Raw genomic sequence first — 12,284 nt, forward strand, 5'->3', positions numbered from 1 at the left:
TCCACTGCAGGCCGGTTCCCCCGGGGGAACCGGCCTGCTCGTCCCTCAAGGAGGTACGTGGATGACCAGCACGGTTCCCGCACCAGTGACCCGTACGGCCGAAGGCTCCGCCCTGCAGGCCGTGCTCCTCGACATGGATGGCACCCTGGTGGACACCGAGGGGTTCTGGTGGGACGTCGAGGCCGAGGTCTTCGCGCGTCTGGGGCACACCCTCGACGAGTCCTGGCGCCATGTCGTCGTCGGCGGCCCCATGACCCGCAGCGCCGGCTTCCTGATCGAGGCCACCGGCGCCGACATCACCCTCGCCGAGCTCACGGTGCTGCTCAACCAGGGCTTCGAGGACCGCATCGACCGGGCACTGCCGATCATGCCGGGAGCCGCCCGGCTGCTGGCCGAACTGGCCGCGCACGAGATCCCCACGGCGCTGGTCTCCGCCTCGCACCGGCGCATCATCGACCGGGTCCTCACCTCGCTCGGCCCCCAGTACTTCGCGCTCACCGTCGCCGGCGACGAGGTGGGGCGCACCAAGCCGCACCCCGACCCGTACCTGTTCGCCGCCGCCGGACTCGGCGCGGAACCCGCCAGGTGCGCGGTCGTCGAGGACACCGCGACCGGCGTCGCCGCGGCCGAGGCGGCCGGCTGCCAGGTCGTGGCGGTGCCGTCCGTCGCGCCCATCGCCCCGGCCGCCCGGCGTACCGTCGTGACCTCCCTCGAAGAGGTGGACCTGGCATTTCTGCGCGGTCTGATGCCGCTTTGACGGCCTTGACGGGAAAAATGCGCCGGGTGTTCACGCAGCGTGCGGTGCCGATAGCGGGGGAATTCCACGGACTGTGTCCGAGGGAATTCGAACCGCGCCGGATGGCTGAATTCCGGCGCCACTCCACACCGCTGGGTATGTGACGTTCCCCACGCCGCCGGGGCTCGACAGGGTGGTGGAGGTATGCAGCTCACCCCCGGTGGAGAGGGGCGGACGCGCCTTTGTGTCCCGATTGGTGAGAGCCTGCACGAATCCTTCCCCCCTCGGGTTTTCGGTCCGTCCACAGCTGGTTTCGCAGCGTGATGGGCCCTCAACTCCGGTCGCCGCGAACCCTCGTGCCGGTCCGGACTAATCTCCTCACGAGAACATCGCCCTTACCCCGTGCTCCGCATCGACACCCCTGCATGCCGGGTACACGGACTCGACAGCTCTGGAGAACTTCGAGCATGAACCGCAAGACTTTGGCGCTGCCGGCCGTGATCGGTCTGCTGGCGCCGGTGCTCGCAGCCTGCGGTGGCTCAGGCAGCGGGAGCGACAGTGATGGCGCGATCGCCGTCGGCACCACGGACCGGTTCACCGCCACGAAGAAGGCCCCGGCGCCGCTCGACCCCGCCTACGCCTACGACGTCGGCACCTGGAACATCCTGCGCCAGACCGTGCAGACGCTGATGATCATGCCGAAGGGCGACGGCGACCCGGTGCCGGAGGCCGCCGAGAAGTGCGGCTTCACCGACAGCGGCAACGAACGCTACGCGTGCACCCTGCGCGACGGCCTCAAGTTCGCCAACGGCGACGCCATCACCGCGAAGGACGTGAAGTTCTCCATCGACCGCGCCCGCGCGCTGAAGGCCGACAGCGGTGTCTTCGCCCTGCTGTCCACGGTCGACACCGTCGAGACCCAGGGCGACCGTGAGGTGATCTTCCACCTCAAGACGGCCGACGCCACCTTCCCGTACAAGCTGTCCACCCCGGTCGCGGGCATCGTCAACCCCGCCGACTACGCCGAGGGCAAGCTGCGCGACGGCTTCGACGTGGACGGCTCCGGCCCGTACACGCTGCAGGCCGACGTCAAGGACAACGTGCTCGTCAACGCCGTGTTCACCAAGAACCCCAACTACAAGGGGACGCTGAAGGTGAACAACGAGAAGGTGGAGATGCGCTCCTACGCGGACGCCGACGCCATGGGCGCCGCGCTCGACAAGGGCGATCTCGACCTGATGACCCGCACCATGTCGCCGGAGCAGATCACCAAGCTCGCCGGCGGTACGGACAGCAACATCGACCTGGTCGAGCTGCCCGGCCTGGAGATCCGCTACCTCGGCTTCAACACCAACGCGCCGTCCGTGAAGTCGAAGGCGGTCCGTGAGGCGATGGCCCAGGTCGTCAACCGCAGCGAACTCGTCGCCAAGGTGTACGGCTCACAGGCGGAGCCGCTGTTCTCGATGGTTCCGGCCAGCATCACCGGCCACTCCAACTCGTTCTTCAACACCTACGGCGAACCGAGCACCGCCAAGGCGAAGGCCGCGCTGAGCCGGGCGAACATCACCACCCCGGTGAAGCTGACCCTGCACTACACGACCGACCACTACGGTCCGGCCACCAAGCAGGAGTTCGAGGTGCTGCAGAAGCAGCTCAACGACACCGGCCTGTTCGACGTCAACATCAAGGGCACCCCCTGGGACACCTACCGCCCGGCCGAGCAGGAGGGCCAGTACGACGTCTACGGCATGGGCTGGTTCCCCGACTTCCCGGACGCGGACAACTACCTGGCGCCGTTCCTCGACAAGGACAACACCATCGGCTCGCCCTACGCGAACAGCGTCATCCGTAACACGCTGATCCCGGAGTCCCGCCGTGAGTCCGACCGGCTCGCCGCCGCCACCAGCCTGACCGACATCCAGGACATCGTCGCCGACGACGTCCCCGTCCTGCCGCTGTGGCAGGGCAAGCAGTACGTCGCCGCCCGCGACGACGTCACAGGGACCGCGTACGTGCTCAACTCCTCCTCGACGCTGCAGCTGTGGGAGCTCGGCCGCGGCGTGAGCGGCTGACACACAGCCAACCCTGTCCGGGGCCCGGGAGGGCGGCCCCGGGCCCGACAACAACGACAAGGCACTACGTGAACCTGCGCAACCAGTGGCCGGTCCTGCCCATAGTGGCAGGGCTGGCCTCCGGCCTGTTGACCGGATGCGGAACGGAGACCGGCGGCTCGGGGGGCAGCGGCTCGTCCGTGGTCATGGGAACGTCCGACGACGTCCTGGCCACCGACCCCGCCTCCGGCTACGACCCCGGCTCCTGGCTGTTGTTCAACAACGTTTTCCAGTCGCTGCTCAGCTTCCCCAAGGGGAGCACCGAGCCACAGCCGGAGGCCGCCAAGAGCTGCGGCTTCACGGACGCGGAGACCAAGGTCTACGAGTGCACGCTGAAGGACGGCCTCAAGTTCAGCAACGGTGACGCGCTCACCTCGAAGGACGTGAAGTTCTCCTTCGACCGCATGCTGAAGATCAACGACGACGCGGGCCCGGCGATCATGTTCCCCATGCTCTCCAAGGTCGAGACGCCGGACGAGAAGACCGTGGTCTTCCGCCTCAACACACCCGACGCCACCTTCCCCAGCAAGATCGCATCGGGCGCCGGTTCCCTCGTCGACCACACCCAGTACGACGCCGACGGACTGCGCGAGGACGGCGAAGCGGTCGGCTCCGGCCCCTACAAGCTGGACTCCTTCAGCAAGGACGAGGCCGTCCTCTCGGTCAACGAGAACTACCAGGGCACCGCCGACGTGAAGAACGACGGCGTCACCCTGAGGCTCTTCCACGGCGACCAGACCGCGCTCAAGAAGGCCCTGCTCGACAACAAGATCGACATCGCCTACCGAGGCCTCGGCGCGAGCGACATCGCGGACATCGAGCAGGGCGACGACGCGGGAGTCGAACTCGTCGAGGGCACCAGCGCGGAGGTCCAGCACCTGGTCTTCAACATGAACGACCCGGTCGCCGGACAGCTCGGCGTACGCAAGGCGATGGCCTACCTGATCGACCGCGACGCGCTCATCAACGACGTGTACCAGGGCACCGCCACCCCGCTGTACTCGATCATCCCGGCCGGTATCGCCGGCCACAACACGGCCTTCTTCGACACCTACGGTGACCACCCCTCCAAGGCCGAGGCCACCGCCGCGCTGAAGGCCGACGGCATCAGCGGCAAGGTGAAGCTGACCCTGTGGTCGACCCCGTCCCGCTACGGCCCGGCCACCGACTCCCTGCTGAAGGCGATCGCCGCCCAGCTCAACGCCAGCGGCCTGTTCAAGGCCGACGTCCGGTCCGTCGCCTTCGGGCAGTACGAGAAGGACATCAAGGCCGGCAAGTACGGCGTCTACGTGAAGGGCTGGGTTCCCGACTACCCGGACGCCGACAACTTCACCGCCCCCTTCTTCGGCAAGGGCAACGTGCTGGACAACAACTACGGCAACAGCACCATCACCGGCACGCTCATCCCGCAGACCGCCGCCCAGAGCGACCGCGCCGCCACCGACTCGGACTACGGCAAGCTCCAGGACATCGTCGCCGACGAACTGCCTGTGCTCCCGATCTGGCAGGGCAAGCAGTACGCCGTCAAACGCGAGGGCGTCTACGGCCTGGAGTACTGCCTCGACGCCTCGACCGTGTTCCGCTTCTGGGAACTCAGCAAGGACTGACCCGCCCGCACCTCCACGGCCGCACACACGAGGCGGGCGCCCCCGTTCGCAGGGGGCGCCCGCCACGTCGTAGGACCGCGGACCGCGGCCGCACCTCACCTACTGCGCGCCGGGGCGCACCAGCCCGCTCTCGTACGCGTACACCGCGGCCTGCACCCGGTCGCGCAGCCCCAGCTTGGTGAGGACGTGGCCGACGTGCGTCTTCACGGTGGTCTCGCTGACGAACAGATCCGCCGCGATCTCGGCGTTCGACAGCCCCCGCGCCACCAGCTTCAGCACCTCCACCTCACGATCCGTGAGCGTGTGCAGGGTGTCCGGAACCGGCTCGTCCCCGGACGGCAGATGGGTGGCGTACTTGTCGAGCAGGCGACGCGTGATGCTCGGCGCGAGCATCGCCTCACCGGCCGCCACCACACGGATGGCCTGCACCAGCTCGTTGGCCGGGGCGTCCTTCAGCAGAAAGCCACTGGCACCCGCCCGCAGAGCCTCCACCACGTACTCGTCGAGGTCGAAGGTGGTCAGCACCAGCACCTTGGCCGGGCCGTCCCGACCCGGCCCGGTGATCTGCCGGGTCGCCTCCACACCGTCCATCCGGGGCATCCGGATGTCCATCAGGACCACGTCGGGCTGCAACGCCCGCACCTGGTCCAGCGCCTGGAGGCCGTCTCCGGCCTCGCCGACGACCGCGAGGTCCTGCTCCGCCTCCAGGATCATCCGGAAGCCGGTGCGCAGCAGGGGCTGGTCGTCGACCAATAGGACACGGATGGCCACGTAAGTCTCCTTCGCTAGTCCGGGCCCATTCTGCCCTGCGCCCCAGCCTCGGACTCGGCCACCCTCACGGGCAGCGGATACGGCGGGGGAGTACCGCCGAACTCCGGACAATGCGCCTGGTGGTCGCACCAGCCGCACAACTTGGTCCGACGCGGCCGCCAGTCACCGGAGTCCGTGGCCTGCCGGATCGCCTCCCACAACGCGTGCAGCTTGCGCTCGACCCGCTCCAGGTCGGCGACGACGGGGTCGTACGTCAGGACGTCGCCGCTGCCCAGATAGACCAGCTGCAGCCGACGCGGGACGACGTTCTTCAGCCGCCACACCACCAGGGCGTAGAACTTCATCTGGAACAGCGCGCCCTCGGCGTACTCGGGGCGGGGCGCCTTTCCCGTCTTGTAGTCGACGATCCGCACCTCCCCGGTGGGCGCCACATCGACCCGGTCGATGATCCCGCGCAGTCTCAGCCCCGACTCCAGCTCCGTCTCCACGAACAGCTCACGCTCGACCGGTTCCAGCCGCGTCGGGTCCTCCAGCGTGAACCACCGCTCCACGAGCCGCTCCGCCTCGCCCAGCCAGCGCGTCAGCCGCTCGCCCTCCGGATCGTCGGCGAACAACTCGTCGACCTCCGGCCGGGTCTCCCGCAGCCGGTCCCACTGACCGGGGACCAGCGACGTGGCACGGGGCGCCGTCCGTTCGGCCGCCGGCGCGTCGAAGAGCCGCTCCAGGACCGCGTGCACCAGCGTGCCGCGGGTCGCCGCCTCGCTCGGCTTCTCGGGCAGCCGGTCGATCACCCGGAACCGGTACAGCAGGGGGCACTGCATGAAGTCGCCGGCCCGTGACGGGGAGAGAGAGGACGGCGCCGCAGCGGCCCGCCCGACCGGGGCCGCCTCGTCCGCCCCCGTCGCCCCGTCCGTGGTCGCCGTGATCACCGCCGTAGCCGGGTCCGCCGCGACGACCACATCGGGCCCCGCCACCGCACCCGCCGCCTGCTCCGCCGCCGCGTCCTCGTCCGGCCCGGTCACCCTCGCGGTCGTCGCCGACCCGGTCGGGACCGGTGGGCCCTCCTGCGCGTCACTCCCGTCGGCGGTCTCCGCCACGCCCTCCGTGCTCGTCTCCATGACCACAGACCATACGGCCCGCCACTGACAGTGACCCAGCCCCGGCCGTGACCGGCGCGACGACCGGGAAGACACAGGGGGTGCCGGGCGGAACGCATCGCGACGGCCGCATACCATCGACCCGAGACCATCCCGTCCGGCAGGCGCGGGAGACGCTTCGAACGAGGGGACATCGTGGACGAGAGCGGCGGGAGCGGGCAGCCGCGGTCCGGCAACGACGAGCCGACCCAGCACCCCGCAGCACCTGCGACCCCGGCCACCGGCCCCGCACGCCCCGGCCAGCCCACCCCGGGCACCGACACCGGCCAGGCACCGCCCGACGAACCCACCATGGTGGTACGCCGATCGGACCCCCCGCAGCAGCCCCCGCACCACGACGGCTCCACCGACCGGCCCACCGAGGACGACGTCACCGGGCCCGAGGCCACCGAGCCCGAGGCCACCGGGAACCAGGCCGCCCAGGACGCCGCGAACAAGACCGAGAACCCGAACGCGGACGACGAAGACGCGAACCCCGAAGCACCCCCCGGCACCCCCGAGCACCCCCACACCCACCCCGGCGACGACCGCACCCTCGCCCACGCCGGTGTCACCAAGGGCCGCCCGCCCCGCCGCGAACGTGGCCCCGGAGGCGGACTGCTGATGGGGCGCCCCTTCGGCGTACCCGTCTACGTCGCGCCCAGCTGGTTCCTCGTCGCCGCCCTGATCACCTGGGTGTTCGGCGGACAACTCGACCGCGTCCTGCCCGAACTCGGCGGCCTGCGCTACCTGGTCTCGCTCTTCTTCGCGATCGCCTTCTACGCCTCCGTCCTGGTCCACGAACTCGCCCACACCGTCGCGGCCCTCCGCTTCAAACTCCCGGTCCGCCGCATCCAGCTCCAGTTCTTCGGCGGCGTCTCCGAGATCGAGAAGGAGGCCGAGACCCCGGGCCGCGAGTTCGTCCTGGCCTTCGTCGGCCCCCTGCTCTCCCTCGTCCTCGCCGGCTTGTTCTACCTGGCCATGCAGCCCGTCGAACCCGGCACCGTCCCCGGCGTCCTGCTGGCCGGCCTGATGATCTCCAACCTGATCGTCGCCGCCTTCAACCTGCTTCCCGGCCTGCCCCTCGACGGCGGCCGGATGCTCCGCGCGGTCGTCTGGAAGATCACCGGCAGGCCCATGACCGGCACCGTCGCCGCCGCCTGGGTCGGCCGCCTGCTCGCCGTCTCCGTCCTCATCGGCCTGCCCCTGCTCACCCAGTCCGGGGCACTCGGCACCAACGCCGAGGACAACGTCGGCATGGACACCGTCATGGACGCCCTGCTCGCCGCCATCCTCGCCGCGATCATCTGGACCGGCGCCGGCAACAGCCTGCGCGTCGCCCGACTGCGCGAACACCTGCCCGAACTGCGCGCCCGCACCCTCACCCGCCGCGCCGTCCCCGTGGAGACCCACACCCCCCTCTCGGAGGCCCTGCGCCGCGCCAACGCCGCCGGAGCCCGCGCCCTCGTCGTCGTCGACACCGACGGACACCCCCTCTCCCTCGTCCGCGAGGCCGCCATCGTCGGCGTCCCCGAACACCGCCGGCCCTGGGTCGCCGTCAGCGGCCTCGCCCAGGACCTCACCGACGGCATGCGGGTCTCCGCGGAACTCGCCGGAGAAGACCTCCTGGACGCCCTGCGCACCACCCCCGCCACCGAGTACCTCGTCGTCGAGGAGACCGGCGAGATCTACGGAGTCCTCTCCGCCGCCGACGTGGAACGCGCCTTCGTGAAGGCGATGGCCAGGCCCTCCTAGCGCCCGCCCATGGTCCGCGGCCCCCGCGGAGACCGGTAGTCTGTTCACATGTCCGAACCGACCGGTGCCGCCCGCCGACGCGGGCCCTTCAAGGTCGGGGACCAGGTTCAGCTGACCGACCCCAAGGGCCGCCACTACACGTTCACGCTCGAAGCCGGGAAGAACTTCCACACCCACAAGGGTTCCTTCCCGCACGACGAACTGATCGGTGCTCCCGAGGGCAGCGTTGTCCGCACCACCGGGAACGTCGCCTACCTCGCGCTGCGCCCCCTGCTCCCCGACTACGTCCTGTCCATGCCCCGCGGCGCCGCCGTGGTCTACCCCAAGGACGCGGGGCAGATCCTCGCCTTCGCCGACATCTTCCCCGGCGCCCGCGTCGTCGAGGCCGGCGTCGGCTCCGGCTCGCTCAGCAGCTTCCTGCTGCGCGCCATCGGCGACCAGGGCATGCTGCACTCCTACGAGCGCCGCGAGGACTTCGCCGACATCGCCCGGCAGAACGTGGAACGCTACTTCGGCGGCCCCCACCCCGCCTGGCAGCTCACCGTCGGTGACCTCCAGGACAACCTGTCCGACACCGACGTCGACCGCGTCATCCTCGACATGCTCGCCCCCTGGGAATGCCTCGAAGCCGTCTCCAAGGCCCTCGTGCCCGGCGGCATCCTCTGCTGCTACGTGGCCACCACCACGCAGCTCGCCCGGACCGTCGAGTCCATCCGAGAGATCGGCAGCTTCAACGAGCCGACCTCCTGGGAGTCGATGATCCGCAACTGGCACGTCGAGGGCCTCGCCGTCCGCCCCGACCACCGGATGATCGGCCACACCGGCTTCCTGCTCACCGCCCGCCGCCTCGCCGACGGAGTCGAACCCCCCATGCGCCGCCGCCGCCCCGCCAAGGGCGCCTACGGCGAGGACTACTCAGGCCCCAACGCCGACGGCGGCGCCACCCGCTGAGGCGACCGGCGCCGCGTCAACGCGCGAACACCCTGGCCCAGTTCCCTGCCAACCCCGGGAACTGGGCCACGCCACACCCGTGTTGACAGGGCGCCAGAATCCGTAACGCCCCAGTCCGGCCGAACCCCACCCCGCCGTTCCCCCCTGGCTGTGACGTGTGGCACCATGCAGGCCACCCCCACCGGCACAGCCCCCAGGAGGACGCTCCTAGTGCAGCAATCCGCCGTCCCGGAACTGGCACACACCCACACCCGACCCATCCACTGGGTCGCCACCGCGACGGCGGTCGCCGGCGTGGTGGCCCTCTCCTCGGTCCTGCAACCGAACCCGGCCACCGCCGCCCAGGCGGCCGCCCCCCGGACGAAGTCCGCGCCCACCGCCCTCACGGCCCCCGACCCCGCGGACGTCCACTTCCCGATCGAGTGCGGACCGGTCAAGGCCATCGTGGTCAAGAAGGCCGCCGGAGACCTCGACGGCGACGGCAGGCCCGAAACCGTCGCCGTGGTGCACTGCGACGCACCCATGGGCACCCCACCCGACGGCGTGTACGTCCTCACCCGGTCCGCGGACACCGGCAAGCCCCGCGTGGTCGCCACCCTGGTCAACCCCAAGGACCGCCGGACCGTGACCGACTTCGCCCTGCGGGACCACGCCGTCGTCGCCACACTCCTCGGCTACTCCACCGCCGACGTGCCCAGTTGCTGCCCCGACGTGAAGGACAGCGCGAAGTGGCAGTGGAAGGACGGCGCGTTCGTCCGCTCGACACCCGCCGGCTCACACACCGTCTGACCCACGTCACCAGCGTGTGTGAGAAATCAGACAGTGATCACAACAGGTGTCAGTACGGTCACTCCGCGTCGGGACCGTACACCTCGACCAGGTCCGAAACCCGACGCACATGGATGCACTCGCCCGGACAGTCCTTCACGGACTCCACGACATCCGTGAGAAGCGGCAGCGGTACGGGCGTTGTGGCGCCCTTGTCCTGCAGCAGCTCCTCACCCGTACCCTTGACATAGGCGAGCCCGTCGATGTCCAGCTCGAACACCTCCGGCGCGTACTGGACACAGATCCCGTCACCGGTACAGAGATCCTGATCGATCCAGACCTCCAGCCCCTCGCCGCCGGACCCGGCCTCCTGCTGCACGTCCATCTCTCCTGCCGTTTCTGCGTCGATCCGGCCGGGAATCCGGCCAGCTCTGACGGGTGTTGAACACTTCGACCCTACCTCCGGCGGCTTCCCAATCATGTTCGGTGGGTATTCCCCTGGCGTGAGGGAGAGCGCAAGGGTGAAGATCGGACACACCCCGACCGTCTTTGTGATCTAGGGGTTTCAATCGACACCCACCCAGGTAGGGTCTGGAAGCGTCCAGCTCCCCTTGGAGGAGGTGAGGACCGTGGCAGCCCACGACGACGACATGAACCGCGGCATCCGCCCGGGACGAGGGTCCGAAGACCCCGCCGGGCAGATTGCCTACCTTGAGCAGGAGATCGCCGTCCTGCGACGCAAGCTCGCCGACTCTCCGCGACACACGAGGATTCTCGAAGAGCGGATCGTCGAGCTGCAGACCAATCTGGCCGGCGTGTCCGCCCAGAACGAGCGACTCGCCAACACGCTCCGTGAGGCCCGCGACCAGATCGTGGCCCTCAAGGAGGAGGTCGACCGGCTCGCACAGCCACCGGCCGGCTTCGGTGTCTTCCTCACGGCGAACGAGGACGGCACGGCGGACATCTTCACCGGCGGCCGCAAGCTGCGGGTGAACGTCAGCCCTAGCGTGGAACTCGACGAGCTCCGACGCGGCCAGGAAGTGATGCTCAACGAAGCTCTCAACGTGGTCGAGGCCATGGAATACGAGAGCGTCGGCGACATCGTCACCCTCAAGGAGATCCTCGAGGACGGCGAGCGCGCCCTCGTAGTGGGGCACACCGACGAGGAACGGGTGGTGCGGCTCGCCGAGCCGCTGCTGGACATCACCATCCGCCCCGGCGACGCCCTGCTGCTCGAACCCCGCTCCGGCTACGTCTACGAGGTCGTACCGAAGAGCGAGGTCGAAGAACTCGTCCTCGAAGAGGTACCGGACATCGGCTACGAGCAGATCGGCGGCCTCGGCGGCCAGATCGAGGCCATCCGCGACGCGGTCGAGCTCCCGTACCTGTACCCGGACCTGTTCAAGGAGCACGAACTGCGCCCACCCAAGGGCGTCCTCCTGTACGGACCGCCCGGATGCGGCAAGACACTCATCGCCAAAGCCGTCGCCAACTCGCTGGCCAAGAAGGTCGCCGAGGTCACCGGCCAGGCCCAGGGCAAGAGCTTCTTCCTCAACATCAAGGGCCCCGAACTCCTGAACAAGTACGTCGGCGAGACCGAGCGGCAGATCCGCCTCGTCTTCCAGCGTGCTCGTGAGAAAGCCAGCGAGGGCACCCCCGTCATCGTCTTCTTCGACGAGATGGAATCCCTCTTCCGCACCCGAGGCTCAGGTGTCAGCTCGGACGTGGAGAACACCATCGTCCCGCAGCTGCTCGCCGAGATCGACGGCGTGGAGGGCCTGCAGAACGTGGTCGTGATCGGCGCCTCCAACCGGGAGGACATGATCGACCCCGCCATCCTGCGGCCCGGCCGGCTCGACGTGAAGATCAAAATCGAACGTCCGGACGCCGAAGCGGCCAAGGACATCTTCGGCAAGTACCTCACCGAGCGCCTCCCACTGCACTCCGACGACCTCGGAGAGCACGGCGGCAGCAAGGCCACCACCGTCGGAAGCATGATCCAGACGGCCGTGGAACACATGTACGCCGAATCCGAGGAAAACCGCTTCCTGGAAGTCACCTACGCCAACGGCGACAAGGAAGTCCTCTACTTCAAGGACTTCAACTCCGGCGCCATGATCGAGAACATCGTGGGCCGCGCCAAGAAAATGGCGATCAAGGACTTCCTGGAACACAGCCAGAAGGGCCTCCGCGTCTCCCACCTCCTCCAGGCCTGCGTGGACGAGTTCAAGGAGAACGAGGACCTGCCGAACACCACCAACCCGGACGACTGGGCCCGCATCTCCGGCAAGAAGGGCGAACGGATCGTCTACATCCGCACCCTGATCACCGGAAAGCAGGGCGCAGACACCGGACGCTCCATCGACACGGTGGCAAACACCGGTCAGTACCTGTAAAACACAGGGCGGCTGCGGGTGCCCACACCGGGTACCCGCAGCCGACTGTTTTC

General features: G+C 69.1%; 10 protein-coding genes. 7 read left to right on the forward strand and 3 right to left on the reverse strand.

Annotated features, from left to right (window positions below):
* Positions 1-61 precede the first annotated feature (61 nt).
* From ACFYRY_RS34810 to ACFYRY_RS34820, 3 genes are all read left to right on the forward strand, one after another.
* The gene (locus ACFYRY_RS34810; protein ID WP_389154950.1) at positions 62-757 is read left to right on the forward strand and encodes an HAD family hydrolase; all 696 of its coding nucleotides are present in this window, start codon (positions 62-64) and stop codon (positions 755-757) included.
* A 446-nt stretch (positions 758-1,203) separates the two neighbouring features.
* The gene (locus tag ACFYRY_RS34815) at positions 1,204-2,808 is read left to right on the forward strand and encodes an ABC transporter substrate-binding protein (RefSeq protein ID WP_389154953.1); all 1,605 of its coding nucleotides are present in this window, start codon (positions 1,204-1,206) and stop codon (positions 2,806-2,808) included.
* A gap of 68 nt (positions 2,809-2,876) precedes the next feature.
* Entirely contained in the window at positions 2,877-4,454 is a 1,578-nt protein-coding gene (locus ACFYRY_RS34820; RefSeq protein ID WP_389154956.1) for an ABC transporter substrate-binding protein, read from the forward strand.
* Positions 4,455-4,553: 99 nt separating this feature from the next.
* Here the strand turns inward: ACFYRY_RS34820 and ACFYRY_RS34825 are convergent, their stop codons facing one another.
* Complete coding sequence (locus ACFYRY_RS34825; protein WP_030606450.1) at positions 4,554-5,225, reverse strand: response regulator transcription factor; 672 nt, start codon at positions 5,223-5,225, stop codon at positions 4,554-4,556.
* 14 nt (positions 5,226-5,239) lie between these two features.
* Positions 5,240-6,343 carry a RecB family exonuclease gene (locus tag ACFYRY_RS34830; protein WP_389154959.1) on the reverse strand — a complete coding sequence of 368 codons (1,104 nt, stop codon included), beginning with the start codon at positions 6,341-6,343 and terminating at the stop codon, positions 5,240-5,242.
* 174 nt (positions 6,344-6,517) lie between these two features.
* Here ACFYRY_RS34830 and ACFYRY_RS34835 point away from each other — a divergent pair, with 174 nt between their 5' ends.
* The 3 genes from ACFYRY_RS34835 to ACFYRY_RS34845 all read left to right on the forward strand — a co-directional run bounded on the left by ACFYRY_RS34835 (position 6,518) and on the right by ACFYRY_RS34845 (position 9,856).
* Positions 6,518-8,116: a site-2 protease family protein gene (locus tag ACFYRY_RS34835; RefSeq protein ID WP_389154962.1), complete on the forward strand. Its 1,599-nt coding sequence runs from the start codon at positions 6,518-6,520 to the stop codon at positions 8,114-8,116.
* 48 nt (positions 8,117-8,164) lie between these two features.
* A complete protein-coding gene (locus tag ACFYRY_RS34840; protein ID WP_356771703.1) occupies positions 8,165-9,067 on the forward strand; it encodes a tRNA (adenine-N1)-methyltransferase in 903 nt (300 codons plus the stop codon).
* Positions 9,068-9,277: 210 nt separating this feature from the next.
* On the forward strand, positions 9,278-9,856 hold the full coding sequence (locus ACFYRY_RS34845) for a hypothetical protein (RefSeq protein WP_389154965.1): 579 nt from the start codon (positions 9,278-9,280) through the stop codon (positions 9,854-9,856).
* A 58-nt stretch (positions 9,857-9,914) separates the two neighbouring features.
* On the opposite strand, the gene ACFYRY_RS34850 is transcribed toward ACFYRY_RS34845, so the two are convergent.
* On the reverse strand, positions 9,915-10,220 hold the full coding sequence (locus tag ACFYRY_RS34850; RefSeq protein WP_356771707.1) for a ferredoxin: 306 nt from the start codon (positions 10,218-10,220) through the stop codon (positions 9,915-9,917).
* A gap of 244 nt (positions 10,221-10,464) precedes the next feature.
* On the opposite strand from ACFYRY_RS34850, the gene arc reads away from it, so the two are divergent.
* Positions 10,465-12,231: a proteasome ATPase gene (gene arc / locus ACFYRY_RS34855; RefSeq protein ID WP_356771709.1), complete on the forward strand. Its 1,767-nt coding sequence runs from the start codon at positions 10,465-10,467 to the stop codon at positions 12,229-12,231.
* Positions 12,232-12,284: the final 53 nt, after the last annotated feature.

It is taken from the genome of Streptomyces sp. NPDC005263, from assembly GCF_042872365.1.
Lineage (GTDB): Bacteria > Actinomycetota > Actinomycetes > Streptomycetales > Streptomycetaceae > Streptomyces.